A 25,979-nucleotide genomic window follows, 5' to 3' on the forward strand; every position below is an offset into this window, starting at 1 on the left:
TATGAGCTAAAACACTTCACAATAGCGCTCATTGCAACATTAACTTTTATTATAATAGGATGCCCCATGTCGTCTACCGCCAACGCTAATTTTATTACTCAAGTCACACAGCTTGCCGATTGCGTGGGTCAGACACCGCTGGTCAGGTTGCAGCGTTTACCTGCGCAAGAAGAGGTGACTGACAGCACTCAACTGCTTGCCAAGCTTGAAGGCAATAACCCAGCAGGCTCGGTAAAAGACCGCCCTGCCTTTAATATGATCTATCAAGCAGAACAGCGCGGCGACATAAAGCCTGGTGATATGCTCATCGAAGCCACTAGCGGCAATACTGGCATTGCCTTGGCGATGGTTGCGGCTATGCGCGGCTATCCGATTACCCTATTGATGCCTACCAATTCAACCCAAGAGCGTAAAGACGCCATGGCGGCCTACGGCGCTGTGTTGATTGAAGTCGATGAAGGTATGGAAGCGGCACGCGATATGGCTTTACAAATGCAAGCTGATGGCAAAGGTATAGTGCTAGACCAGTTCAACAACCCGGATAACAGTCAAGCGCATTATCTCACGACTGGCCCTGAATTATGGCAGCAAACGGGCGGTAAAATTACCCACTTTATTAGCTCTATGGGTACCACCGGCACCATCACTGGCGTCAGTCAATATCTAAAAGAGCAAAATCCTGATATCCAAATCATCGGTCTACAGCCAGATGAAGAAGCGTCTATCGCTGGTATTCGTCGTTGGCCAGCTGCTTATATGCCGGGCATCTATAATGCTGACTTGGTCGATGAGGTTATGGATGTCGATCAAAAAATCGCTGAAGTCTATATGCGTAAGCTTGCCAAGCTCGAGGGCATCTTTGCTGGTGTGTCCTCAGGAGCTGCAGCTTGGGCTGCTGTGCAAGTTGCCAAAGCCAATCCAGATGCGGTGATAGCCTTTATCGTTTGCGACCGTGGCGATCGATACTTATCAACTGGGTTATATAACGTTAATGATGCTGATGATAGTGCTTCAGATTAAGAGTGTTTATAGCATCGCCTGTTATAGCCGACCAATTATAGCGCTAAGCGCAATTATAAGTGCCATCAGGACTATTTATGAGCCAAGCCCTACCCGCTAATCCCGTCTTAGTATTCGATATCGAAACCATCGCTGATACTGAGGCGGCCCGTCGTATCTATCCACAATTGGCGAGTCTCAACGATGCTGATACTTTAAGTGCGCTGACGGCTATTCGCACCCAAGAAGCCGGGCATGATTTTATGCGCCTGCCCTTACAGCGTATCGTCTGTATCTCCGCTTTATATATCAAAGACGGTCAATTCTCTTTATTTTCCTTAACAGCGGATAGTTTCAGTGAGAAAGAGATACTAGCAAAGTTTTTCCGCGCCTTTAGCGATTTAGAGAAGCTACCACAGCTGATCAGCTGGAATGGCTCAGGTTTTGATATTCCTGTGCTTATTTATCGGGCTATGCAATATGACCTCTCAGCGCCTTGGTTATTTGAAGAGGGCGAGCGTATCAAAAACATGCGCTTCAACAATTATGTCAATCGCTTCCAAACTCGGCATTTGGATCTGATGGATCGGTTTAGTCAGTATGGCGCCTCTCGACGTGAAGCGATGGATGTGGTCGCTAGTCTCTACGGTCTGCCGGGCAAGACGGATGTCGATGGTAGTATGGTTGGGGAGCTGGTCAGTAATGAGGAATGGCAGACGCTATCGATATATTGCGAGTCCGATGTGATGAACACTTGGCTGATATACTTGCGCTGGCTGCGCTTGACTGGACAGCTCTCCTCCACAGGGTTTATAGAGTGGCAACAGCAAAGCCGCGATTATCTGACCGGCTTTACGCAAGCCGATGGGCGCATGCGTCATCAAAGCTTTCTTGATGAGTGGTCATTACCTTCTTAGTGACGCTAAGTAAAAGTGATGCTAACTAAGATATCAGCTATCGGCCGTATTTATTAGTCTCATATTTATTGATCCCCTATTTATTAACCCAGTACACCCATTTTCAATTTTTACTTATTTTTATCATTTATTGCTAAGGCAGGTTTATGCAGCCCACCGACGATCAAAACACTAAGAACAATGTTAATAGCAGTGATGCTACTGCTCAGACTCGCTCTAATAAAAGAGACAGCAAGGCGATTATCACCCCGCCTAATAAAAAGAAATCGAAACCGTCCTCAAAGACTCGTCGGCGCTTAAAAGATGCACCGCCAGTACCTTTTACTATCGACGGTCTTTCTCATGATGGTCGCGGTGTAGCCATCTATGGTAATGGCTTTGGCGCAGATAAGGGTCACCTTGAAGATAAGCATGGCAAAAAAGTCTTTGTCAGCTTTGCTTTGCCAGGAGAGAGCGCCTTAGTCAAGCTGACCAATAGCCGAGCCAGCTTTGAGGAAGGCGATGCTATAGAGGTTACTGCCAACCCCAATCCAGAGCGCGCAGTGCCACCTTGCCCGCACTTTGGCGTCTGCGGCGGCTGTAACTTGCAGCATTGGCAACCAGATAGTCAGATCAGCTTTAAACAGTCCGTGCTGGCTGAGATGCTCGAGCATCAAGCTGATGTGCAGCCGGAGCAGTGGTTAGAGCCGGTGGTTGGCGATAGATTAGGATATCGTACGAAGGCTCGTCTTGGCGTGCGCTATGTCGCCAAAAAAGAAACCGCGCTAGTCGGCTTCCGTGAGCGTTCAAGTAACTTTTTGGCCGAGCTAAACGAGTGTCATATTTTAGATCCACGTATCGGTTTTGAGATTGAGAATTTAAAGACGCTAATCAGTATGCTCGAAAGCCGTGACAAGATTGCCCAGCTTGAGCTGGCGATGGGTGAGTATATTCCTGAGCTATCCGATGGTACACAGCCGGTAGCGCTGATTGTCCGTCATCTAGAGCCCTTATCAGATGCCGATATCGATAAGCTAAAAGCCTTTTTTGCCGCGCGCAATTGGCAGTTATATCTACAATCTAAAGGCGTCGATAGCATTCAGCGTATCGCTTTAACCCCAGATGACGATATGAGCGAGCAGTTTGGCCGTTTATATTACCAGTTGCCTGAATATGACTTAACTTATGAGTTTATTCCGACCGATTTTACCCAAGTCAATCTATCGGTAAACAGACAAATGACGAAGCTGGCTTGTGATCTATTAGAGCTCAAAGCTGGCGAGCGCGTGCTAGATCTGTTTAGTGGCTTAGGTAATTTTAGCTTACCATTAGCGCGTTTGGTCGGCGAGACAGGCTTGGTGATTGGCGTGGAAGGCAGCGCGGAGATGACGTTACGAGCCGCTACTAATGCCAAGCGCAACGGTCTTGATAACACGGAGTTTTATAGTCAAGACTTGACCCAAGATTGCACAACTGAGCCATGGGCCAACCAAGGCTTTGATGCGCTGCTTATCGATCCGCCGCGTTCAGGCGCTTGGGAGATTATGCAGTATCTACCTAAGTTCAATGCCCAGCGCATCGTTTATGTCTCCTGTAATCCGGCGACGCTTGCCCGCGATACTAAGGCATTGCTTGAGCAAGGGTATCGACTGACTCATGCAGGGGTTATGGATATGTTCTGTCACACCGGTCATGTGGAATCGATTGCTAGGTTTGAAAAAGTATCTGCGTAATCACTTGTTTTGCTAAGTCTATTAAAGCGCCCGGGTTATATTCTATGGCGTAAAGATTATGTTTACGAGTAGCAATATTACAGAGCTCAACTTGAGTTATAGCAGCAAACTGCGATAATAGTCATGACAGCTATCATAAAATTGCTAAGGTTTTGCAACAGCTATTTATTTAATTATCATTTAGTCTATATTTAAGCACTCTTGAATGATTTGCTTTAACTGCTACTTAACTAAATGCTAGTAACTGATGCTAGTAACTGGAATAAAAGAGTTTGGCAGCCCTAAGCCTTATAGTTTGATTTTTTAGTATTTTTATAAAAGTTATTACTTGAGCTTATAACTAAAGCGTCATAGCACAAACTAGGATGACTCACCGCTTTATAACCGCTGCTATTTTGGCGGCTGTCTTGGCTTAAGTTTTATAGGTATTGATGATCATTTTTATGATGGATTACCAATATCGCTGTCAACAATCTTTAATAGCTAAAAGGAGCCAGCTATGGTCAAGATTCGAGAAGGATTGCCCTTAGTAGATGGTCAAACTACCCAAGAAGATAGTGCGAGCTTGGCGGCGCAATTGGTTGCCAACCAACGCTCTCACCAGTCTGCTAATAGCTATGCGCAAATTCCTTTCGATATCAAGCAGCAATTGGCCACTCATAAGCTGCATACCACATTTGATCGCTCAGCCGCGCTTGCTTATCATACTCACGACCCAAAACTAGCTGATTACGCTGCGGACTCCTACACTCCGACAGATTTTCCAGATTTAGACCAAGCCAACATTGATGTACCGGCGTGGCTAGATAATGTCGCCGAACGTATCGGCCAAGACTCAGTTCCTAATTTGGCGGCAGCTTGTGAGTTTATTCGCAGCCGTATGAATACCAGTGAGTCTGAGCGCTCAGGAGCTTATGTCACTGGCATCGGTATGAGTGATATTCTCACTTATCTCTATCAGGACGAAGACGCCTTAGTCGCTGCGATGCTCTATCGAAGCGCGCGTAAATCTCTGATTTCGTTGGCTGAGATTGAGCAAAACTTTGGCGCTGATATTCGCATGTTAGTCAAAGATACATTAGCGATGGGTAAGCTGTCCGCTATTATTGAAAATAACAAACGCTTAGAAGACCACTTTATTAATAAACAGCGCGACCAGCTCTCTAATATCTATAGCATGCTGATCTCGGTCACTAACGATGTGCGAGTAGTGCTGATTAAGCTTGCTGAGCGTACCTTTGCAATGCGTGAGCTCTCTTTTTCTAGCGCTGAGCGCCAACAACGCGTGGCTCGTGAAGTCATGACGATTTATGCGCCGCTCTCGCATCGATTAGGGATTGCTCAGCTTAAGTGGGAGCTTGAAGACTTAGCGTTTCGTTATCTTGCCCCTGATCGCTATAAAGAAATTGCCAAGCTATTATCTGAGAAACGTAGCGAGCGCGAAGCTTATATTCAGCGGGTAGAGAGCAAGCTTAATCAAGCACTCATCGATGCTGATATCGTAGGCGAGGTTTCAGGTCGGGTCAAACACATCTATTCTATTTATCGTAAAATGAAGCTCAAAAGCTTATCTTTTGATCAGCTCTATGATATTCGTGCGCTGCGTGTCTTAGTCCAAAGTCCTGCAGATTGCTACCACGTCTTAGGCTTAGTACACGGCTTGTGGCGTTATATCCCTGAGCAGTTTGATGACTATATTACCAACCCTAAGCCCAATGGTTATCGCTCCCTACATACCGCTGTCATCGCAGAGAATAAATCGCTTGAGATACAGATTCGTACTAACGAGATGCATTTTGAAGCTGAGCTTGGCATGTGCGCGCACGTTAACTACAAAGAAGGGCTGAAGAATAAAAAGGACAACTATCTCAACCAAAAAATTAGCTCGCTACGTCAGCTATTATCCATCAATAACGAAGCGCGTAATCAAGCTCAAGGCGATAATGAGAGCGACGTAGAGTATGATCTAAATGACTTTGATGAAGATGAACAAGCCATTGATTTTGATGAGCTTGAGCGCATCTACGTCTTTAGCCGTGATGGCGACATTATAGAGCTGCCTAAGAATGCCACTGTGCTTGATTTTGCTTATTATGTGCATACTCAAGTCGGTAATCGCGCGCAAGCGGCTCGGGTCAATCAGCGTTATGTGCCCCTCACCTATCAGCTCAAAACTGGCGAGCAAGTGGAGATTATTACCAAAGCTTCGCGCGAGCCTAATCGCGACTGGCTAGTTGCTTCTTTGGGTTATATTCATACTAGCCGTGCCCGCTCCAAGCTACGTCAATGGTTTAATAAGCAAGACCGCGATAAAAACCTTGAGATTGGTCGACATATGCTCAGCCGTGAGCTTGAGCGCTTATCGGTGCATCCAAACAGTATCGATCTGAATGACTACACTCAGTTTTTTCATGTCAATACTCCTGACGATATTATCGTCGGCTTAGTCACCGGTGAGATTGGTCTGAATCAGCTGACAGGACATATCTCCAGGCAGCTACATTTAGAGCCTGAAAAGCAAAAAGCTGAGTTCACTCCTACTATCGACCCAAAAACCACGGGCAAAGCGGATGCCTATAAGATTTATATCGAAGGTTTGGATAATATCGAGATCAATTTGGCAGGCTGCTGTCATCCGATACAAGGGGAACCTATCTCAGGATATATCACCTTATCACGCGGCGTCAGCATTCATAATCGTGGCTGTCCTGAATATGAACGTCTAATAGAGCGCGATCCTGAGCGCGCTGTTAGTGCAGCTTGGAGAGCAAAATCCGGGCGTTATCAGCCTGTAGACATTCACATCGAGGCGTATGATCGCCGTGGCTTACTACGCGACTTGACTCAAGTCATCGATAAAGAAAGCGTCAATATCCGTCAAGTGGACACCACAAGTAACGATGATAATATTGCTTTTTTGAAGTTCCATGTTGAGGTAGCAGGATTGGCGCATTTATCTAAACTGTTAGCCAAACTTGAACAACAGCCTGGCATATTGCACGCACGCCGAGCGGTTGCGCCTTAATACAGCACTGCTTTAGTGCTGGTAACTACTCAAAACCATTCCTTTAAAGGTCATGATATAAACGCTTATGCCTGAATTACCCGAAGTCGAAACGACCAAGACTAGTCTTACGCCTTTACTTAATAAGACTGTAGAGTCAGTACAAGTGTTCCAGCCTAAACTGCGCTGGCAGATGCCTGATGACTTGCAAACCTTGGCCGGTTACCGCTTACAGAATGTTGAACGCCGTGCAAAATACTTGATTTTAAGCTTTGTACCATCAGCGCAGTTATCACAAAGTACGGAGTCAAATAGCGATAGCCGTAAGCTGATTATTCATTTAGGTATGTCAGGGAGTCTGCAGCAGCGCGCTTATGGTACTGAAAAACGTAAGCACGACCATTTGATACTCACCTTTAGCAATGAAGATAATACCCTTAGTCAATTACATTATCACGACCCAAGACGTTTTGGCGCGGTACTTTGGTATGCCGATTATAAAACCAAACTACTCGATCACCTCGGGCTTGAGCCTCTATCTGATGATTTTAATACCGACTATCTATATCAGGTCATTCAACGCAGCAATAGTGATAACAGTGCCAGTAAAAATGACATAGATAAGAAAAAGATAACGAACAAAAAACCTATCACGCGACCGATTAAATCAGTCATTATGGAGCAGCAAGTCGTAGTGGGCGTCGGTAATATTTATGCTGCCGAAAGCCTTTTTTTATCGGCGATTCATCCCGCTACTCCTGCTAACAGCCTATCTTATGAGCAGATAGCGCTACTGGTTGAACATATTAAAGCAATTTTAGATAAAGCCATTACGCTTGGCGGCTCTACTCTACGCGATTTCACGGTAGCTAGTGGCCAAACAGGCTACTTTCAACAAACCTTAAATGTTTATGGACGACAAGGCGAAGATTGTCCGAACTGCGCCGCTACTCTGGATAATATCAAGCTCAATGGGCGCGCGAGTGTCTTTTGCCCTGAGTGTCAACCGCTACCAAAGCCAAATCGTTAGCTACATGACTCACTAAAGCTTTATAAAAAGTAGTCAAGACAAAAGTGATTCATTAAGCCGTTAATGATAAAGCCAAGGGTGCAGCGCATGGATTTATATTGCTAATCGCCCAACATCTTGGTTTAATAGTAGCTATGTTTAATAGTAGTTGTGCTCAATAATACTAACGTTTAGCAATAGCCTTAGCCTCTATCTTCCACCCTTATTTTAGGATGACATCATGACTGTCAAAACTCGCTTTCAACATGCTGTTAAGTCCAAGCTTTTAACCGCTCTTACTAGTATCAGCCTTGTAGTTATCACTATGAATCCAGCCTCAGCGGCAATCGAGATTGACGAGACAGATTTTGGTCCTTCATATGACACTATGGTAGTCGATACGGTAGTAGGTAAGCCGTTGCAACTAGTCGCCGCCGTTACTGGTACAGCCGCCTATTTAGTTAGCCTGCCTTTCGCCGTCGTCGGTGGTAATGCGGATCAGTCGCAGCAAAAACTATTTGTGGAGCCTTGGGAGGCCATGAGCCGCTGTTTGGGCTGTACCGTCGCCGAGGATAACTACTACAAGTCGCAAGCAGTCGATGATAATACGGTGCGCATCGTAGTCGATCAGCCTTCAGAGATCTTGATTAATACTAATGACTACGTCGTAGTAACTCCTTAGTAGCGTTAATACGTGAGTAATAGCAATACCTTAATAATAGTAGCGTTGCAAGCTCAATGCACAGTTAATTATTATTCGCTGACTACTCTTATCTATTATAAATTTTTGACATAAAAAAAGGCTAACACGAGGTTAGCCTTTTTGCATTGTGACACTAAGTCAAATCAAGGTTTATGCGTTCTTTTTACGACCGTGACGCTTACGCTCACTTTCAGTCAAATAACGCTTACGGATACGGATAGCTTTTGGTGTCACCTCGACCAACTCATCATCTTGAATAAATTCAAGCGCTTGCTCAAGGGTGAACTTAACCGCTGGCGTCAAGGTCAACGCCTCGTCCGTACCACTAGCACGAACGTTAGTCAGCTGCTTAGCTGTCGTAGGGTTCACAGCCATATCATCATTACGCGAGTTTAGACCGACGATCATGCCTTCATAAACTTCAAGCTGAGGCTCTGCAAATAACTTACCACGCTTTTGTAGATTAAACAGAGCGAAGCCTAAACAGGTACCATTAGCCATTGAAACCAACACACCGTTAGTACGACCACCGACATCACCGATCTTTTGTGGACCATAATGTGAGAAGCTTGAGGTCATGATACCACTACCTGAGGTCAGTGTTAAAAACTCAGAACGGAAGCCAATTAGACCGCGAGCAGGTATAGTCGCTTCAATACGCATACGACCTTTACCATCAAGCTCCATATTGGTCATCTCGCCTTTACGCAAGCCAACTTGTTCCATGATAGCGCCTTGGTGCTCTTCTTCGATATCGAAAACGACGTTTTCATAAGGCTCTTGTAGTTTGCCATCGACTTCTTTGACGATAACTTCTGGGCCAGATACACCCATCTCAAACCCTTCACGGCGCATATTTTCGATCAATACTGACAAATGCAGTTCACCACGACCAGAGACTTTAAATTTATCTGGAGATTCAGTATCTTCCACGCGCAGAGCAACGTTATGAATCAGTTCACGCTCTAGACGCTCCCGGATATTACGAGAAGTCACAAACTTACCATCACGGCCTGCAAATGGTGAGTTATTCACTTGGAAGTTCATCGAAACGGTTGGCTCATCCACAGTCAATGCTGGTAGTGCTTCGACATGATTTGGATCACAGATAGTATCAGAGATATTTAGTGCATCAATACCCGTAATACAAATAATATCACCCGCTTGCGCATTCTCCACTTCAATACGATCGAGGCCATGGTAGCCCATAATTTTTAAGATACGGCCGTTACGTGTCTTACCATGCTTATCAATGACAGTAACTGGTGTATTGGTAGACACTTTACCACGTTGAATACGGCCAATACCGATAACACCTACGAAGCTGTTGTAATCGAGGCTAGATATTTGCATACGAAATGGTGCGTCAGCATCCACTTGTGGCGGCTGTACTACATCAACAATGGTTTTAAACAACGGCGTCATATCTTCAGCCAGATCATCAGCATCCAGACCAGCAATACCGTTTAACGCTGAGGCATATACCACCGGGAAATCCAACTGCTCATCAGTTGCGCCAAGGTTATCAAAAAGATCAAAGATCTGGTCCATAACCCAATCAGGACGCGCACCTGGGCGGTCGATTTTATTGATAACGACAATAGGTTTTAGGCCTTGTTCAAATGCTTTTTGCGTGACGAAGCGAGTTTGCGGCATAGGACCGTCAACAGCGTCAACGACTAACAATACACAATCGACCATCGACATGACGCGCTCAACTTCCCCACCAAAGTCGGCGTGACCTGGGGTGTCGACAATGTTAATACGATATTCAGTATCATCAGAGTTATCTGTCCATCTGATCGCTGTGTTTTTAGCTAAAATGGTGATGCCACGTTCTTGCTCAATATCACCAGAGTCCATCGCACGTTCGGCAATGTTAGCACGATCGCCAAAAGTACCTGATTGATGTAATAACTTATCAACCAAAGTGGTTTTACCGTGGTCAACGTGGGCAATAATTGCAATATTACGCAAGTGTTTAATATCGTTCGCCATATAAAATGCTCGTTTTGTCTTAAGAAAATACAGTAGCCATCTATGCTACTGGATAAATTTTATTTACCAATTTAGCAAAAGCTTTACGAAGATAGTAGTCAATCGTCATTTGCATACGATTAATTAGGAGGCATAGACGCCGTAATTTTCGATTTAGGGCACTAAATAATACATTTAGCGCCATAAAGATCTTTTTGGCGTAAGGCTTACCGCGTAAAGTGCTGATAGTGACAAATCTATTGCTAAATAGCAGCAATAATAGGGGACTTGTCCATTTGCAAAATGTTTGGGCGGATAGTATAACATTAATGCAAATACTTTTTTGCATTAAGTTATTTATATCATTACTTTTTATGCAACGAAAAAAGCCACCTTTAAAGGTGGCTTTTTTTTATAACAATTAAGATATCAAATTGCTACTTACTGAACAACCATGTCTTTAGTTTGTTCTACAGTCATTGTTTTGTCACCAGTGATGATGGCATAAACACGACGGTTCATAGCGCGACCTTCTTCAGTATCGTTATCAGCGATAGGACGGTCGTAACCGTAGCCTACTGTTGATAAACGGTTTGGTGCGATACCGAACTCGTTAGTCAACATAGACTTAACTGCTACAGCGCGGGCTTCAGATAGACGTTGGTTATAACGTGCTGATGGACCAGTTTTTGAAGCATGACCTTCAATACGTGCAGTTGAGTTTGGATACTCACGCATCTTCTCAGCTACTTTAGCAATTTCAGGCTGGTATTGTGCTTTGATGTTAGACTTATCGTTATCGAAGAATACACGTAGCTCCATTTTCAACTCATCAGTAATATCTACTGGGACTGGGCAACCACGTTCGTCAACGACGACGTTCATTGGTGTACCTGGGCAAGCGTCTAGTGAATCAACAACACCATCACCGTCAGAGTCTACATCTTCTTCTACAACGACTACTGGCGGTACATAAACGTCAGGCTCTACCACTGGTGGTACTGCTACGGTAGGCTTCAAGTGACCACCTAGTACAACTTCTAGACCAGCTAAGGCCATGCCTTCCCACCAGTTGTTATCGAAGTTATGGATAGCACGAGCTTCACCGCGTAAGCTTAGTGCGTCATTGATGCGGTACATAGCACCTAGACCTAAGTTACCGATAGTGTCTTTAGTACCTGAAACTTTGTTACCGTCTTCGTCTTCGATTTCGATGTCAGATTGACCGGCACCAACTAGCATGTATGGCTTGAATGCATTTTCAGTGTAGCCACTGAATTCTTCAAAACCAACTAAGAAGTTACCAGAGATCATTTCTTGCTCTGCATCGTAAGAATCGCCAAGATCGTTACCACCAGCATCTGTAGTAATAGCGTCAGTGTTAGACACACCGTACTCTACTTGGAACTGAGTAGAAGGCGTTAGCTCGATACCTAAAGCGGCACCAGTGTATAGACCGTCTTCTTTATAGTAACTATTACCATTGCCACTATAATCTTTTAGTAAATCAGCTTGGTCATCATCAGCGCCTTCGCTGTAGTGATAGCCTAATAGCACCGGGCTGATAGTAACACCAGCGTTAGCCGCTAGTGGAGCAGCTGTTACAGCGAACAGAGCTAGAGCGATTTTATTCAATTTCATGAGCTTCCTCCAAAGGATAATTTAAGTGGATAAAACAAGTCATACCACTTCCTAAGATATGTTAACTACACACCTATCACGAATGTGTCATTATACAACAAAAGTAATTAGGAAGTAGCTTAGCGATTATTAATTCAGTTTACAACTTTTTTTATCAGGCAGCTACACATTATTACATGATAATAGGGTAACTAAAACAAACTTGAGATACATTCCTGATATTAACTGACATAACCACAATCTTTTTGTTTTTGACCTTAGACTTATGGTTACTAAACCTACCTAAATAATATCAACTTCTTTATTTGTTGTATCTGAGCATTCTAATACATCCTTGTAGCTTTCTCTATTCATAAAACGCTCAGTTCACTAATTGAAACATTTTTTGACAGTTAGGCTATATTCTGCTTATATGTACTAGTAAACATTATTTCACTTGCTAGCACTAATAATCCTATTAGGATTGGACTTATTATTTATCCAATAATAGATAGTGCTATCACTAAAGATAAATACAGTGCGTAAATATAATCTATGTCAGTAGTGCGCTGTAGGCTTTACTCATTTATTTAAGATTTACTGTAGACCGCATTCCCCTATTAATTAGCAATTAGCTCAGGGCGGTAAGAAATCATGTACTCTTTAAATCATCCATTACTAACATATTCGTTTATATTAATATTAATTTTAGTATTATTTATCTTTTTCATTCTAAGTTACACTATCGAGCGACGCTCATGCCAGATTCAAAAGGATCAGGGTTTTACCTTAGTAGAGCTTATCGTAACTGTCTGTGTTTTAGCGATAATAGCCATCATTGCTGCGCCATCTATATTAACTCAGTTAGCCAATATGGAGTCCAAGCGCATCAGATACGACATAAGCTCTATGTTAGCTACTGCAAAAGCGGAGAGCTATTTAAGACGTCAAAATCTAATTGTTTGTTTATCGGATTCAGCAGGACGTTGTCATAAAAATAGCAATAAAGCGATGTTACTATTCTTTGACCACAACGATAATCAGCACTTCGATATTTCTACAGATGAGCTATTAGAGCAACAGCGCTTGTCTCCTAGGTATGCGCAGCTGCATCTGCGAGCAGGTAATCGGCACTATATTAAGTTTTGGGGCGATAGCGGTAGGCCTCGAGGATTTTTTGGTCATATCAAATACTGTCCTACCTCCAGCTACAATCAAAGTAAGTATCAAATATCTTTTAACCAAGGCGGTATTGTGAAATACAAACCTGACGCCGCTCATCCAACTGGCTGTTAGTCATTTTTTTAAGTTTCTAAACAGAAGAGAAGTTATTGATAACGCTGTTGCTGCTGCCACAACAGACGGCTTTGTAGCGGCTGATAATCGAGTAGCTGATCGATAAGTTGACGATGTAAGCGCGACCATGAGCTCAAAGTTGAGCTTTCGATACCGAGCTGAGTCATTGACAGTATTTCTTGACCACGAAACAAAGCGGCTGCTGAGGAAGAAAGGTCTGCTGACTCCTCTGCTACCACTGGTACAAAACCAGTATCAGCTAAGAATCGATAGCTAGTCTCTGCCTCGATAGCTTCTAAGTTACTATCCTGCGTTAAGCTCAGTGCAAAGCCTAACTCTTTAAATAAGTGCTGCTCGAATTGACGTAGACACAAGCGCAGCTCATCGGCTGTTAATGGCTGTTTGAGCAAATTTAAACTATCTTGATAATGTTGCCATAGCACTGGCATAGGATCTTCGCTAGGAAGTAGCTTCCATAATATCTCGTTGAGATATAAAGCCGCGTATTGCTGTTGACCGCGGATTTGACCATAGTGTGGGTTATGAGCAGCTGGCGATGTTACTGCTGATGACTGGTTTGTTGCGGGAGTAGGCTCATCATTTAATAGGCGATCGAGCTGACTGAGGGTAATTTGGCTAAAAGTCTTAAGATCGCGCTTACCGGTAGCAAACAGCTGTAGTGGTGCAAATAGCGGCGCGCCTTTTTTGCCAATACCATGTACGACGCCATGCTGCTGAGAAAAAAGGTAGTAGATCGCGCGTTTTTCTTGGTAGGAGCGCTGATGTAATAAATAACCGACTAATGCTTCATTGCGCATCTATTATTACCTCAGCGTCAATTAGAGTGTTACTTGAGTGACAGCTTTTATTAATACCCTAGGCTATTTAGAGCACGTTCATCATCTGACCAACCGCGTTTGACTTTAACCCAAAGCGTGAGCATGACTTTTTTGTCAAACAGCAGCTCCATATCTTTGCGAGCGTCTATACCCACTTGTTTAATGCGCTGACCTTTCTCGCCAATGACAATGGCTTTTTGACCACTACGCTCGACAAAGATAGTTGCATCAATAAAAGTCATAGCTTTGCGAGGACGCCCGGTTTTAGGGTCTTTATGCGCCGCTTCATCTTTAAAGCCATCAATTTGTACCGTCAGATCATAGGGTACTTCATCTCCGGCGCTACGCATAATTTTTTCGCGGATAATTTCACTAGCTAAGAAACGCTCTGAGCGATCGGTGATTTGCTCCAGATCGTGAATAGGATCTGCAACGGGCAAATGCGAAGCAATAACTTCTTGCAGGCGGTCTAGGTTTTGGCTCTTCAAAGCAGAAACCGGTACGATATCGGCAAAATCGAAGCTTTCATTGAACGTTTCGATTAACGGTAATATCACGCCCTTATCTTTTAGGGTATCGGCCTTATTGATAATCAAAACGATTTTTAGGTCAGTCTCACCCAGCTTTTGTAGAGTCAATAAATCATCTTCACGCCATTGATCTGAGTCTACTACAAACAGTACCAAATCCACATCTACTAAGGCTGATAATGCCGCCTTATTCATGCGCTCATTGATCGCGCGCACCTCATTGTGATGAATGCCTGGGGTATCCACGAACACCGCCTGCATCTCATTGGTACTCAAAATACCATGAATACGGTGGCGCGTCGTCTGCGGTTTACGTGAGGTAATAGAGAGCTTTTGACCCAAAAGATGGTTCATCAGCGTCGACTTACCTACGTTTGGACGTCCGACAATGGCCACATAACCGGCTTTGAAGTTCTCTGCAATGTCGTTGTGACTATTCGCTGAAAAGAAACTATCGATTGCGTCGTCATTATCAGTAGTGTTTAGTGTCTCGGCACTGTTGTCAGCATCATTAGCTGTTTGTGATTGCACAGCCGCTAACGACTCGCCTATCTTTCTACTGTTTTTAGGCGTGTTAATTTCGGTATTTGGCTCAGTTTCGTTATTTTGGCTCATATTATTGGCTTTATCTTTAAGGTTAAAGTAATGACTTTTATAGTAAAAGAATTGATACTTTAAGGATAGTTATAAAAGGATAAGAGTAAAGAGTAAGGCTTATCTTAAGGGCGTTTTTTTATCGCTTTGGGGAGTTTGTGCAACTGATTGATCATCAGCTCAGCTGCTTTTTGTTCGGCGATACGGCGACTCTCGCCAGACTCAGTCACATCAGGGCACTGACTGATATTTACCTGACAGCGAACAACAAAAATCTGATGCGGAGCGTTACCGCGAGTTTCTATTAATTCATAAACCGGAAGCTCGAACTGCTTAGATTGTAGCCATTCTTGCAGACGGCTTTTGGCGTCTTTTAGCACTTTTTGTTCATTGACGTTTTCTATCAGCTCACCATACCAATCCAGCACGCAATTACGGGTAATATTAATATCTTGACTATCGAGATATATCGCGCCGATTAATGACTCTACCGCGTCGGCTAAAATAGAAGCACGGTTACGACCGCCGCCCTTACGCTCGCCAACACCGAGTATGAGATGATTCGACAGCTCTAGGTTTTGCGCTATGATGACCAGCGACTCTTGGCGAACCAAAGTCGCGCGCATACGTGTCAGGCGTCCTTCGTTTTGCGTAGGATAACGATGGTATAGAGCTTCACCTACGATCATTCCGAGCAGCGCATCCCCTAAGAACTCTAAGCGCTCGTAGTTTGTTTTACTATCAAAAGAGCGATGAGTCAAAGCCAGCTTAGGTAAGCTTGGATCATTAAAAACATATCCAAGCTTGCGCATCAGCACTTCTAAGCCCTGAATAAAACTTGGGGTTAATGTTAGCGCGTCAGTAACGGTGCTTGTTTTATGACTAGCAGGCACGGGCTTTGCTTTATGCTGCGGCGGATTTGATTTCATGCGTGGCTTTTGGCTATCCTTTTATCGTATTAATATAGCAGCTTAGTGAGTGCTTATTCTGCTGACGTCCCATCGATATCGCCTTCAAAGCGATTGACGATATCAACGTTTGCAAAAAAGTTATTGGTTTCTTGGTAATTTTTATAAATCGCCAATTGTCCTGGTTTTTTATTCGTAAAGGTAAAAATATCTTGGGCTACAGTATCGTAGTAAGCGTTGATATTCAGTTGTCTATTGACGCGTTCAATATACTGAGTCGATGTCTCGTTATTAGCATTCGCTTCTTTTAACTGAGCCGCTAATAGCTTCGTCAATTGATAATCGCCCACTTGCGCAGGCGCAATAGCTAAGGTTAGCTTACCTGCTATGACGATAATGATTAATAATAAAATTATACTAGTCACACTGCCGCGCTGTGCAGATAAACTGTTTTGCTTCATCCTTACGCTTCCTATATAAAATGGGTAAGCTGAGTAAGCTGGTATCGTTAGTCGATGGAGCCATTGCGATCAAAAGTTGGCATACTTAGACCAGGCGGCTTATGCATCCAAATATAAACAGCTTTTCCGGCTAAGTTCTCATCAGGAACAAATCCCCAAAAACGGCCATCTAAGCTGCGGTCACGATTATCACCCATGACAAAATATTCATTTTCAGGAACCGTGATACGCCACTGATTCCCAGCCGAGCTCACTACCTCTGACGCTTGCTGCTGTAAAAAAGGCGCATATTGTGAGCTGTTCATGCCTTTTAGATAGCGAACCAGATGCTCATGCTCGCCTTGCGTCTCTTTAAAATACTGCGCTTGCTCTTCTTCTAACTGCCCCATTCTCATCGCTTCGGCGTCAGTTAGCACTTCACCTGGCGCAATCTGACCTGCTGGATACAGCTGTGAGGTCAATTCCGGATTGGCAGCAAAGTCGACAGACTCTGTTTTTACCTCTGTACCATTGATAGCAAGAGTACCATTGTCATAACTGACTGTATCACCCGGCAGGCCAATAACGCGCTTGATATAATGCACACTTGGATTTTCAGGATAACGAAATACAGCGACATCGCCGTGCTCAGGATCACCTGTATCAATAACTTTACTATAAGTTAAAGGCAAGCGCACGCCATAAGCAAACTTATTTACCGCAATGAAATCGCCAGTATATAGCGTCGGCACCATAGAAGAGGATGGAATATTAAAAGGCTCAATCAAAAAAGAGCGTACAATTAAGACCACTGCCAGTACTGGAAAAAAGTCATAGGCCCAGCGCACTAGTAGGTTTTCTTCGCCGGGACCACGCGTTTTTCGTTGCTTCAAGGCCAGTTTATCTAATAGCCAAATCAGCCCTAAACCTAGCGTTAGTGGCACTAAAATTAAGTTAAAATCAAAATCCATCAAAGTGCCCTTCAGCTATCAAAAAATGACTCATTTTGCCACATTCACTTTATCGCTTCGTTTAAAACCGTAACTATTCTGATATCAAACCATCGGTAGTCGTAATGATTTATTAACTATCGACCTGCAATACTGCTAAGAAGGCTTCTTGTGGTATCTCCACATTACCTACTTGCTTCATGCGTTTTTTACCTGCTTTTTGCTTAGATAACAGCTTTTTCTTACGCGAAACATCACCGCCGTAACACTTAGCCAAGACGTCTTTACGCATCGCTTTGACCGTGCTACGACCAATAATCTGACTGCCAATCGCGGCCTGAATTGCGACATCGAACATCTGGCGCGGGATCAGCTCTTTCATCTTACCCACTAGCTGATTACCACGGAAACGCGCTTGATCTTGATGCACAATCATCGCTAGGGCGTCGACTTTATCGCCGTTAATCAGCACATCAACCTTGACCAGTTTATCGACTTGATAGCGCTCAAAGTTATAATCTAAGGATGCAAAGCCGCGTGAGACTGACTTGAGTCGATCAAAGAAATCCATGACCACCTCGGCCATTGGAATATCAAAAATAAGCTGTACTTGCTTACCCATAAAGCGCATATCGACCTGTACACCGCGGCGCTCAATACATAGGGTCATAACGTTACCCAGATAGTCTTGCGGCACTAATATCTGACAGCGCGCTATCGGCTCACGAAACTCTTCGATATTGTTGGGCTCAGGGAGTTTTGATGGATTATCAACGTAGATCACCTCGCCATCTTTCTTTTCTATCTCATAGATAACCGAAGGCGCTGTGGTGATTAGATCCAAGTCATATTCGCGCTCAAGACGCTCTTGGATAATCTCCATGTGCAGCATACCCAAAAAGCCGCAGCGAAAACCAAACCCTAGCGCATCAGAAGTGTCTGGCTCAAAAAACAGTGACGCATCATTGATTTGCAGTTTTTTCAGCGCTTCGCGGAACTTTTCAAAATCGTTAGAATCTACCGGAAACATCCCTGAATAGACCTGCGGAGTGATTTGCTTAAACCCTGGAATACGATCGACGTCAGGCGTTTTTTCATGAGTGATAGTGTCCCCTACTGGCGCGCCAGCGATATCTTTGATCCCAGCGATGATAAAGCCAACTTCACCCGCCTCTAAAATACCAGTATCTAAAGGCTTAGGGGTAAATACACCAATTGAGCTGACCGGATGCGATTCTTGGGTCGATTTGATATAAATCTTATCGCCCTTACGCACAGTACCTTCACGGACTCTCACTAAAGACACAACACCCAAATAGCTATCAAACCAAGAGTCAATAATGAGCGCTTGTAGCGGCGCGTCGCGATCGCCTGTCGGTGCTGGGATACGCTCAACTAGCGCCTCTAATAACGCCTCCACGCCCAAGCCTGACTTGGCAGAAACACGAGGGGCATCGATTGCCTCTATGCCGATAATATCTTCAATTTCTTGAATAACGCGCTCAGGCTCCACTTGCGGTAGATCAATCTTGTTAAGGACAGCCATGACTTCTAGGCCCTGATCGACTGCGGTATAACAGTTGGCAACCGACTGCGCCTCAACGCCTTGCGCCGCGTCAACGACTAACAGCGCGCCTTCACAAGCCGCTAATGAGCGCGATACTTCATAAGAAAAATCGACGTGACCTGGCGTATCAATAAAGTTTAGCTGATAACGCTCACCATTAGGATGGTCATAATATAGCGTGACCGACTGCGCTTTAATGGTGATACCGCGCTCACGCTCGATGTCCATAGAGTCAAGCACTTGCGCCTGCATCTCACGATCTTGCAGCGCGCCGCACATCTGAATAAAACGATCAGCAAGGGTCGACTTGCCATGATCAATGTGGGCAATGATAGAAAAATTACGAATATTGGCTAATGCAGTCACAAAGCGCCTACTAAATAAAGGATGATTGGATCGTAGTTGTTAGTTGCAAAATCGCGTCTCTAGCATTTATTACAACGTACTTATACGTGCAGGTATTCTAGCAGTTTTTGGCTCTAAAGTAAGGCGATTTTATTTGACAAGATTGGTGCATAACAAAAAACGAGCGTTTTTGATGGAGTCATTCTCGATTGAGTATAAACATTGATTATAAATAAAGAAAGGCCTGATACCATTAACAAACGGCGCAACACGATTTGTCGACTCTATGCTTGAGGTAAAATTTCAGGCAAAAAAAAACCAACCGCTAAGGATTGGCTTTTTTGAATATGGTGGCGATGAAGAGACTTGAACTCTTGACCTCACGATTATGAGTCGTGCGCTCTAACCAGCTGAGCTACATCGCCATTTAAGGCTCGGTATAATACCGATAGCATCGACTTGCGTCAACCCCAATCTGACATTTTTTGCAAAAAAACTGCTTTAACTGCTGAAATAAATTAGCAAACCTAATAAGCAAAATAGGTTTGGCAGACCGATAAGCCGGGTTCTGTCGTGGACAATCATTCCTCTAGGCGTATCATCGCTAATACGCTCAAGCAACCTACCCGCATCGAACGCGGGCCGCGCCATACCGATGCCTATTTGGTCTTGCTACGCGTGGAGTTTACCTTGCCGTGAGATGTTGCCATTCACGCGGTGCGCTCTTACCGCACCCTTTCACCCTTACCTCACATGCTGATGTGAGGCGGTCTACTCTCTGCTGCACTGGTCGTCAGATTACTCTGCCCAGCCGTTAGCTGGCACGCTGCCCTATGTAGCCCGGACTTTCCTCCCCTGCAATTCTATCTATTAAAAATAACAAACAGTATGCAGCGGCGATTGCCTAGTCTACCAAGCGCGCTAGTATAGCAAAACTAACGCCTGTATGGGAATGTCTTTTCAGCTTATTTTTAGAATGACTTTAATGACCTTAAAAGCATTTTAAACACTTAGATAAACGCTGTTGGCAAGGCTATGTCAGCATCATCTGAATGTTCATTTGCTTGTTTGGCCAAAACCAGCCAGTGCGCTTTGGGATAATAGCGCGCCAAATACGCCTGCAAAAAATCAATGGTACTATTTGCAATCTCAGCATCCGTTTGCTCAGCATCATCATGGATATGATTGTAAATCACACTATGGATCATTAAGCCGCGCGATTTTATGGCTTCTAAGCTTAGTAACGTATGATTGATGCTGCCCAGTCGGCCAGAGGTGACCAAGACGATAGGATAGCCTTGCTCAGCGATATAATCCAAGGTTAATAGTTGCTCATTTATCGGTACCAGTAGCCCGCCTGCCCCTTCAAGCAACACCATCTCATAATCGGCTTGTAGTGCTTTGGTGGCATCAGTAATCACATTGATGTTAAGAGGCTGATTGGCCAATGCTGCGGACAGATGCGGTGACGCAGGCTTCTCATAGCGATAAGGACAGGTGGTAAAGTCCAGATCGCATGGCTGTAATGGCATCTGCATCAATTGACGGTGACTTAAAATATCATCCGCAATGCCTAGTTCGCCATCTGCTTGTTTACTGATGCCTGTTTGCACCAATTTTTGCGTGATAACGTTCACACCCTGCTGCATCAACGCTTTGGCAAGTAGACCCGTGGCATAGGTTTTGCCGATATCGGTATCAATGCCGGATACAAATAGCACGCTCATGGTTAACCTCGATGTTCTAAATATTTACGTACTACTTTTAGCAGCGCTTGGCATAAGGTGGTCAGCTCGTCATTTGTAACCACATAAGGCGGCATGATGTATACCAACTTACCAAAGGGTCTGACCCAGATGCCATGATCAATCAATAAAGACTGAAAAATGGGCATATCAACCGCTTCATACAACTCAATCACAGCAACTGCCCCCAAACAACGTACCTCGGCAACACCTGCCAGCTGCGCAGCTGGCGTCAGGTCTTGCTCCATCGTACGTTGCATATTGGCAGTACGCGTTTCGATATCATAAGACAGGATCAAATCAATCGATGCACAGGCGACCGCACAGGCGAGCGGATTACCCATAAAAGTCGGGCCATGCATCAGCGCTGGACAGTCACTATTATGAATGGTATCGGCAATATGACGAGTACAGAGCGTTGCGGCAAAAGTCATATAGCCACCCGTCAGCGCTTTACCAATGGTCATGATGTCAGGGGTAATGCTGGCATGCTCACAGGCAAATAACTTTCCACTACGCCCAAATCCAGTAGCAATCTCATCCGCTATCAAGAGTACATTGTACTTATCACAAAGTGCGCGTAATAGCCGCAAATATTCAGGGCTATAAAAACGCATACCACCTGCGCCCTGAATAATTGGCTCAATGATAAAACCTGCCAGCTGCTCACCATACTCTACAAAAAACTGAGCTAATGACTCACGATCATCTGCCGTCAATGCGCGATCAAAGCCAAGTGGCGGTGCTGAGACAAAATGCTGCATCGGTAGCTGCTTGCCATACAGACTGTGCATCCCATTGACAGGATCACAGACACTCATGGCGTGCCACGTATCACCGTAATAGCCTGAATGGGTCGAGGCAAACTGTTGCTTGTTTGGGCGCTTAGCAGCTACTTGATATTGCAGCGCCATTTTTAGTGCCACTTCTACGGCGATACTGCCACTGTCAGCATAAAAAATCGCATCGAGACCAGAAGGCACAATATCGAGTAGCTTTTTGCCCAGATCGATCGCTGGCTGATGGGTCAAGCCACCAAACATCACATGCGCCATTTTACCCAGCTGCTGAGTCAGTGCGTCATTTAGCTTAGGATGATTGTAGCCATGGACGCTCGCCCACCATGACGACATACCATCAATCAGGCGCGTGCCGTCTTCAGTAATGATATAAATCCCTTCAGCGCGATCGATAACGATATTGGAATAGGTGGGTGGTAAGCTGGCATATGGATGCCAAAGATGTTGCTGATCAAACTCATTCGTTGCTAGGATAGCTGTGGCGGTCGTGGTTTTTTTGGTCATCGTATCGTCCCTAAAGCGTTGTAAACCCAAACGTCATCAATCGCTTATCAATATTTATTGACCCGTAATACGCTTGTATTTGGCCAATAAGTCACTTTCAGTCTCAACATGATCTGGATCTTTGGGAATACAATCCACCGGGCATATCACCACGCACTGCGGCTCATCAAAGTGACCGACGCATTCGGTGCATAAGTCAGGATCAATGACATAAATATCATCGCCCTCGGAGATGGCCTCATTTGGGCAAGCCGGCTCGCAGACATCACAGTTGATGCATTCATCAGTGATTAATAACGCCATGACCTACCCCTTTATGATTTTGTGGTTACCGTTTTAAAAATACGCTTCGTTAGTGATAAAAGCCAATACTTGCTAATCTATTCAGTCTGAATCGCCAACTTATCGATAAAGGCCTGCGAGACGCATTCTGGTACAAACTTTCTGACATCGCCGCCAAGCTTAGCGATTTCGCGAATCATAGTCGATGAGATAAATGAATAGTTCTGAGAGGGGGTCAAAAACACTGCCTCAAAATTTTCATCGAGCTCGCGGTTCATATTGGCCAGTTGAAACTCATATTCAAAATCTGACATCGCGCGCAAGCCGCGCAAAACAGCAGTTGCTCCCTTTTCGCGCATAAAGTCCACCAGCAGACCCTCAAACCCAACGACAGAGACTTGCGGCAGATCCGCAAATACTGTTTCCACCAACCGTACCCGCTCCTCAAAACTAAATAGCGGCTTTTTATGATGGCCTGAAGCCACAGCAATGACCACTTCATCAAATAATTTAGTCGCGCGTTTGACCAAATCGACGTGACCGGTGGTAATGGGATCAAAGGTGCCAGGATAGAGGATTTTGGTATGTAGCTTAGAAGCTTTAGGTGTAGATGATGGGTTCATAGCAAGGCTAATATAATCGTTGATAGTATGCGTATCCTAGCAAATTTAGCAGTGATTGAACACTCAGTTTATTCGCTTTTGCGAGCTTAGACTACAATAGTAACGACTACATTTGTCCTAAGCTCGCTTTACCCTTTTTAACTATCGATTTGTTACAATACTCGCTCGACTCATCCGTTTTATAACCACAAGCTAATGATGACATTAGTGGGTTAGGATGAGGAACAGTAAGACTAAAGCGTTAAGTTCAAGTCAGCACATTTAAAACAGCAACTTAACGTTTTGAGGGAGAAATTATGTCAAAAAAATCTAAAAAACCGGACAACCAAATTGCCAGTAATAAAAAAGCGCGGCACGAGTATTTTATTGAAGAGACTTTTGAGGCAGGATTGTCACTGCAAGGCTGGGAGGTCAAGTCCATTCGCGCCGGCAAAATGACCATTACCGAAGCTTATATTATCTTTCGTAATAATGAGGCTTTTTTGTTTGGTGCCCATATTCAGCCGTTAATCTCCAGCTCTACGCACGTCAACCCTGACACCACGCGCACGCGTAAGCTACTACTTAATCGCCGCGAGATCGATAAGCTTTACGGCGCAGTTAATCAAAAAGGCTATGCTTGCGTGCCCTTATCCTGCTACTGGAAGCGCTCAATGGTGAAGTGTCAGATCGGACTTGCCGTTGGTAAAAAGCAGCATGATAAACGTAAAACCTTAAAAGATCGCGACTGGGAGCGTGATAAGCAGCGCGGCTTTAAACAGCATTTGGGTTAAGTCATTTATAGTGGTTTAATACAAAAAGGACGACTTTTATAAGCCGTCCTTTTTTTAGTTTTATTAATTTTAAATGTTATGCGGTTTTAATTTTTAGCGAAGCCTTTTTTGCTTGACTGGCTTTACGCAATTGACGAAAACCATGAATAATTAAAAACGCAATGCCTAACCAGATCAGCCCATAACTATAGAGCATCGCTGACTCAAACGGATTACCCAGCACCGTAATCGCTAAGATAAATAGCAGCGCCGGCTCTAGGTAGCTCATCATGCCGTACACATTGACTGGTAGCATTTGACTGGCATCGACGTTGGTTTTCATCGCCAGCACGCTTAAGATACCTAGTCCTATTAGCATCATAATAAAGAAGCCTGAGCCGCCAACTAAGCTCAAACTACTTGGCGCTATAAAGCATAAATACCCTAAAGCAAACGGTGCAAAAATAGTCAAATCAACCAGTAAGCCCGTTATCGCACCAATGCCTTGCAGACGGCGAATAATATAATACAGCGGATAAGTACCGCACACCCAAAGTGTTGCCCAAGACACGCTTTGGGTCCGTACAATCTCACTGCCAACGCCAAGCGCAGCAAAGCCTACCGCCAACCATTGTAAGCGGCTAAGCTTTTCACCGAATAGCACACAACCAAACAACACCATCATCAATGGAAACAGGAAATAACCCATCGCCGTTTGTACGCCTTGGCCATTGATGGGTGCCCACATAAATAGCCAAAACTGGCTCAAAAATATCGGCGTTGGTAGTAGCAGCCATGCCCACTGCTTGGCTGCTCTTAGCTGTTTTAACTTATCGACATGCAAGCTTAGACGCCCGCTAATCAATAAATAGCCTACGAGCGCCGCCCACATCGCTAGCATACGCCAAATAAAAACCTGCGTACCCGATAATGGCGCTAAAAAGTGACTATAAGCATAAATTACACCAAATAATACATTAGACAATACCGCTAATGCCGCGCCTATAATCAACGTGCGCTGCTTAGCGCTGCCTGAAGCCCAAATCGCAGGTACAGGCAAGCGTGAGACAGTGCTTGTGAATGCCGATGATAAAGTAGTGGTTGACATAGACGCTCCAAAATTGAACTAGATTTTATGCCACAGCATCTTGTTGTTATTAAGCTGAGGGATGCTAGTTTACGCGAGCGCTTTGATATATTATCTCTATATTTAACTATTTATGAATTTATTTATCGCAATATTGGATTATTATTCGTTATTTATCACAATTTAGGGTTGTTACTGATTATCCTTATTGACTAATGAACCTTGCCTAATTAAGCAGACTACTACTATGACGCACACTCTTGATCAAACCGACAAAGCCATACTAAATCTACTACAAGACGATGCGACTTTACCGCTAAAAACCATTGCCGAAAAAGTACACGTGTCTACTGCAACCGCACAGCGACGCGTACAGGCGCTAATAGATAATGAGGTAATTAGCAAACAGATTGCTATTGTCAATCCAAACAAGGTGGGATACGGCCTAACAGCAATAGTGATGATCCAGATGCTACGCTCGAATAACTCGATGCAGCACCGATTTGAGCGCCTAATGAGCAGCCAGCCCCGGGTGATGAGCTGTTATGAAGTATCAGGGGATGCGGATTTTATGCTGATGGTCAATGCCAAAAATATGCAAGATTACCATCAATTTACCCGTGATTTGCTGACGCATGATAATAATGTGCGTAGTTTTAGCAGTCAGTTTGTGATGAACTTCACCAAAAGTGGTACGAAGATATTATTGGATTAATCTTACACTATCAATCACTTATCGGTGATTGAATATCACATCCTGAGTACGATTCATGTTA

Annotated in this window: 22 protein-coding genes, 1 tRNA gene and 1 other RNA gene; 9 read left to right on the top strand and 15 right to left on the bottom strand. The window is 44.2% G+C overall.

Going from position 1 to position 25,979, the window contains the following annotated elements:
- The first annotated feature begins 66 nt into the window (after nucleotides 1–66).
- From cysM to JMY03_RS01330, 6 genes are all read left to right on the top strand, one after another.
- Nucleotides 67–1,020 (top strand): cysteine synthase CysM, encoded by a 954-nt coding sequence (cysM, locus tag JMY03_RS01305; protein WP_201600303.1) that lies wholly within the window; start codon nucleotides 67–69, stop codon nucleotides 1,018–1,020.
- A 77-nt stretch (nucleotides 1,021–1,097) separates the two neighbouring features.
- Nucleotides 1,098–1,916: a 3'-5' exonuclease gene (locus tag JMY03_RS01310; RefSeq protein WP_025646514.1), complete on the top strand. Its 819-nt coding sequence runs from the start codon at nucleotides 1,098–1,100 to the stop codon at nucleotides 1,914–1,916.
- A 146-nt stretch (nucleotides 1,917–2,062) separates the two neighbouring features.
- Nucleotides 2,063–3,628, top strand: coding sequence for a 23S rRNA (uracil(1939)-C(5))-methyltransferase RlmD (gene rlmD / locus JMY03_RS01315; protein WP_201600306.1), 1,566 nt, complete (start codon nucleotides 2,063–2,065; stop codon nucleotides 3,626–3,628).
- Between the two features lie 499 nt (nucleotides 3,629–4,127).
- On the top strand, nucleotides 4,128–6,653 hold the full coding sequence (locus tag JMY03_RS01320) for a RelA/SpoT family protein (RefSeq protein WP_201600309.1): 2,526 nt from the start codon (nucleotides 4,128–4,130) through the stop codon (nucleotides 6,651–6,653).
- 67 nt (nucleotides 6,654–6,720) lie between these two features.
- The gene (mutM, locus tag JMY03_RS01325; protein WP_201600312.1) at nucleotides 6,721–7,662 is read left to right on the top strand and encodes a bifunctional DNA-formamidopyrimidine glycosylase/DNA-(apurinic or apyrimidinic site) lyase; all 942 of its coding nucleotides are present in this window, start codon (nucleotides 6,721–6,723) and stop codon (nucleotides 7,660–7,662) included.
- Nucleotides 7,663–7,882: 220 nt separating this feature from the next.
- Nucleotides 7,883–8,323: a hypothetical protein gene (locus JMY03_RS01330; RefSeq protein ID WP_201558188.1), complete on the top strand. Its 441-nt coding sequence runs from the start codon at nucleotides 7,883–7,885 to the stop codon at nucleotides 8,321–8,323.
- Between the two features lie 171 nt (nucleotides 8,324–8,494).
- Here the strand turns inward: JMY03_RS01330 and typA are convergent, their stop codons facing one another.
- Together typA and JMY03_RS01340 are read right to left on the bottom strand one after the other, a co-directional pair.
- Nucleotides 8,495–10,342: a translational GTPase TypA gene (gene typA, locus JMY03_RS01335; RefSeq protein ID WP_201600314.1), complete on the bottom strand. Its 1,848-nt coding sequence runs from the start codon at nucleotides 10,340–10,342 to the stop codon at nucleotides 8,495–8,497.
- A gap of 420 nt (nucleotides 10,343–10,762) precedes the next feature.
- Nucleotides 10,763–11,962: an OmpA family protein gene (locus tag JMY03_RS01340; RefSeq protein WP_201600317.1), complete on the bottom strand. Its 1,200-nt coding sequence runs from the start codon at nucleotides 11,960–11,962 to the stop codon at nucleotides 10,763–10,765.
- A gap of 633 nt (nucleotides 11,963–12,595) precedes the next feature.
- Here JMY03_RS01340 and JMY03_RS13405 point away from each other — a divergent pair.
- Nucleotides 12,596–13,237 carry a pilus assembly FimT family protein gene (locus JMY03_RS13405; RefSeq protein ID WP_201600319.1) on the top strand — a complete coding sequence of 214 codons (642 nt, stop codon included), beginning with the start codon at nucleotides 12,596–12,598 and terminating at the stop codon, nucleotides 13,235–13,237.
- 32 nt (nucleotides 13,238–13,269) lie between these two features.
- On the opposite strand, the gene recO is transcribed toward JMY03_RS13405, so the two are convergent.
- The 12 genes from recO to coaD form a co-directional block, all read right to left on the bottom strand.
- The gene (gene recO, locus JMY03_RS01350; RefSeq protein WP_201600321.1) at nucleotides 13,270–14,055 is read right to left on the bottom strand and encodes a DNA repair protein RecO; all 786 of its coding nucleotides are present in this window, start codon (nucleotides 14,053–14,055) and stop codon (nucleotides 13,270–13,272) included.
- 50 nt (nucleotides 14,056–14,105) lie between these two features.
- Nucleotides 14,106–15,221, bottom strand: a complete 1,116-nt coding sequence (gene era, locus JMY03_RS01355) for a GTPase Era (RefSeq protein ID WP_227675442.1) — start codon at nucleotides 15,219–15,221, stop codon at nucleotides 14,106–14,108.
- A 104-nt stretch (nucleotides 15,222–15,325) separates the two neighbouring features.
- Nucleotides 15,326–16,129, bottom strand: a complete 804-nt coding sequence (gene rnc / locus JMY03_RS01360; protein ID WP_201558158.1) for a ribonuclease III — start codon at nucleotides 16,127–16,129, stop codon at nucleotides 15,326–15,328.
- A gap of 53 nt (nucleotides 16,130–16,182) precedes the next feature.
- A complete protein-coding gene (locus JMY03_RS01365; protein WP_201600323.1) occupies nucleotides 16,183–16,569 on the bottom strand; it encodes a DUF4845 domain-containing protein in 387 nt (128 codons plus the stop codon).
- Nucleotides 16,570–16,616: 47 nt separating this feature from the next.
- Nucleotides 16,617–17,519, bottom strand: coding sequence for a signal peptidase I (gene lepB, locus JMY03_RS01370; RefSeq protein ID WP_201558156.1), 903 nt, complete (start codon nucleotides 17,517–17,519; stop codon nucleotides 16,617–16,619).
- A gap of 112 nt (nucleotides 17,520–17,631) precedes the next feature.
- The gene (gene lepA / locus JMY03_RS01375; protein ID WP_201558154.1) at nucleotides 17,632–19,431 is read right to left on the bottom strand and encodes a translation elongation factor 4; all 1,800 of its coding nucleotides are present in this window, start codon (nucleotides 19,429–19,431) and stop codon (nucleotides 17,632–17,634) included.
- A gap of 327 nt (nucleotides 19,432–19,758) precedes the next feature.
- A tRNA-Met gene (locus tag JMY03_RS01380) sits at nucleotides 19,759–19,835 on the bottom strand.
- Nucleotides 19,836–19,951: 116 nt separating this feature from the next.
- An RNA gene (rnpB, locus tag JMY03_RS01385) (RNase P RNA component class A) lies at nucleotides 19,952–20,326 on the bottom strand.
- Nucleotides 20,327–20,420: 94 nt separating this feature from the next.
- A complete protein-coding gene (bioD, locus tag JMY03_RS01390; RefSeq protein ID WP_201600325.1) occupies nucleotides 20,421–21,137 on the bottom strand; it encodes a dethiobiotin synthase in 717 nt (238 codons plus the stop codon).
- 2 nt (nucleotides 21,138–21,139) lie between these two features.
- Nucleotides 21,140–22,459: an adenosylmethionine--8-amino-7-oxononanoate transaminase gene (gene bioA / locus JMY03_RS01395; RefSeq protein ID WP_201600327.1), complete on the bottom strand. Its 1,320-nt coding sequence runs from the start codon at nucleotides 22,457–22,459 to the stop codon at nucleotides 21,140–21,142.
- 54 nt (nucleotides 22,460–22,513) lie between these two features.
- Nucleotides 22,514–22,762, bottom strand: a complete 249-nt coding sequence (locus JMY03_RS01400; protein ID WP_100748898.1) for a YfhL family 4Fe-4S dicluster ferredoxin — start codon at nucleotides 22,760–22,762, stop codon at nucleotides 22,514–22,516.
- 77 nt (nucleotides 22,763–22,839) lie between these two features.
- On the bottom strand, nucleotides 22,840–23,364 hold the full coding sequence (coaD, locus tag JMY03_RS01405) for a pantetheine-phosphate adenylyltransferase (RefSeq protein WP_201600329.1): 525 nt from the start codon (nucleotides 23,362–23,364) through the stop codon (nucleotides 22,840–22,842).
- 296 nt (nucleotides 23,365–23,660) lie between these two features.
- On the opposite strand from coaD, the gene smpB reads away from it, so the two are divergent.
- On the top strand, nucleotides 23,661–24,137 hold the full coding sequence (gene smpB / locus JMY03_RS01410; RefSeq protein ID WP_025646496.1) for an SsrA-binding protein SmpB: 477 nt from the start codon (nucleotides 23,661–23,663) through the stop codon (nucleotides 24,135–24,137).
- A 76-nt stretch (nucleotides 24,138–24,213) separates the two neighbouring features.
- Here smpB and rarD read toward each other — a convergent pair whose 3' ends face one another.
- Nucleotides 24,214–25,224: an EamA family transporter RarD gene (gene rarD, locus JMY03_RS01415; RefSeq protein ID WP_201600332.1), complete on the bottom strand. Its 1,011-nt coding sequence runs from the start codon at nucleotides 25,222–25,224 to the stop codon at nucleotides 24,214–24,216.
- A gap of 226 nt (nucleotides 25,225–25,450) precedes the next feature.
- Here rarD and JMY03_RS01420 point away from each other — a divergent pair, with 226 nt between their 5' ends.
- Nucleotides 25,451–25,918: an Lrp/AsnC family transcriptional regulator gene (locus JMY03_RS01420; protein ID WP_201600335.1), complete on the top strand. Its 468-nt coding sequence runs from the start codon at nucleotides 25,451–25,453 to the stop codon at nucleotides 25,916–25,918.
- Nucleotides 25,919–25,979 lie beyond the last annotated feature (61 nt).

This window comes from Psychrobacter submarinus (genome assembly GCF_904846685.1).
Classification (GTDB): domain Bacteria; phylum Pseudomonadota; class Gammaproteobacteria; order Pseudomonadales; family Moraxellaceae; genus Psychrobacter; species Psychrobacter submarinus.

Coding starts and splice junctions, on each gene's coding strand:
- typA (WP_201600314.1), bottom strand. CDS start 10,342: ATGGCGAACGATATTAAACACTTGCGTAATATTGCAATTATTGCCCAC.
- lepB (WP_201558156.1), bottom strand. CDS start 17,519: ATGGATTTTGATTTTAACTTAATTTTAGTGCCACTAACGCTAGGTTTA.
- JMY03_RS01340 (WP_201600317.1), bottom strand. CDS start 11,962: ATGAAATTGAATAAAATCGCTCTAGCTCTGTTCGCTGTAACAGCTGCT.
- coaD (WP_201600329.1), bottom strand. CDS start 23,364: ATGAACCCATCATCTACACCTAAAGCTTCTAAGCTACATACCAAAATC.
- JMY03_RS01400 (WP_100748898.1), bottom strand. CDS start 22,762: ATGGCGTTATTAATCACTGATGAATGCATCAACTGTGATGTCTGCGAG.
- JMY03_RS01310 (WP_025646514.1), top strand. CDS start 1,098: ATGAGCCAAGCCCTACCCGCTAATCCCGTCTTAGTATTCGATATCGAA.
- JMY03_RS01330 (WP_201558188.1), top strand. CDS start 7,883: ATGACTGTCAAAACTCGCTTTCAACATGCTGTTAAGTCCAAGCTTTTA.
- rnc (WP_201558158.1), bottom strand. CDS start 16,129: ATGAAATCAAATCCGCCGCAGCATAAAGCAAAGCCCGTGCCTGCTAGT.
- era (WP_227675442.1), bottom strand. CDS start 15,221: ATGAGCCAAAATAACGAAACTGAGCCAAATACCGAAATTAACACGCCT.
- recO (WP_201600321.1), bottom strand. CDS start 14,055: ATGCGCAATGAAGCATTAGTCGGTTATTTATTACATCAGCGCTCCTAC.
- bioA (WP_201600327.1), bottom strand. CDS start 22,459: ATGACCAAAAAAACCACGACCGCCACAGCTATCCTAGCAACGAATGAG.
- JMY03_RS01420 (WP_201600335.1), top strand. CDS start 25,451: ATGACGCACACTCTTGATCAAACCGACAAAGCCATACTAAATCTACTA.
- JMY03_RS01320 (WP_201600309.1), top strand. CDS start 4,128: ATGGTCAAGATTCGAGAAGGATTGCCCTTAGTAGATGGTCAAACTACC.
- bioD (WP_201600325.1), bottom strand. CDS start 21,137: ATGAGCGTGCTATTTGTATCCGGCATTGATACCGATATCGGCAAAACC.
- rlmD (WP_201600306.1), top strand. CDS start 2,063: ATGCAGCCCACCGACGATCAAAACACTAAGAACAATGTTAATAGCAGT.
- smpB (WP_025646496.1), top strand. CDS start 23,661: ATGTCAAAAAAATCTAAAAAACCGGACAACCAAATTGCCAGTAATAAA.
- rarD (WP_201600332.1), bottom strand. CDS start 25,224: ATGTCAACCACTACTTTATCATCGGCATTCACAAGCACTGTCTCACGC.
- JMY03_RS13405 (WP_201600319.1), top strand. CDS start 12,596: ATGTACTCTTTAAATCATCCATTACTAACATATTCGTTTATATTAATA.
- cysM (WP_201600303.1), top strand. CDS start 67: ATGTCGTCTACCGCCAACGCTAATTTTATTACTCAAGTCACACAGCTT.
- mutM (WP_201600312.1), top strand. CDS start 6,721: ATGCCTGAATTACCCGAAGTCGAAACGACCAAGACTAGTCTTACGCCT.
- JMY03_RS01365 (WP_201600323.1), bottom strand. CDS start 16,569: ATGAAGCAAAACAGTTTATCTGCACAGCGCGGCAGTGTGACTAGTATA.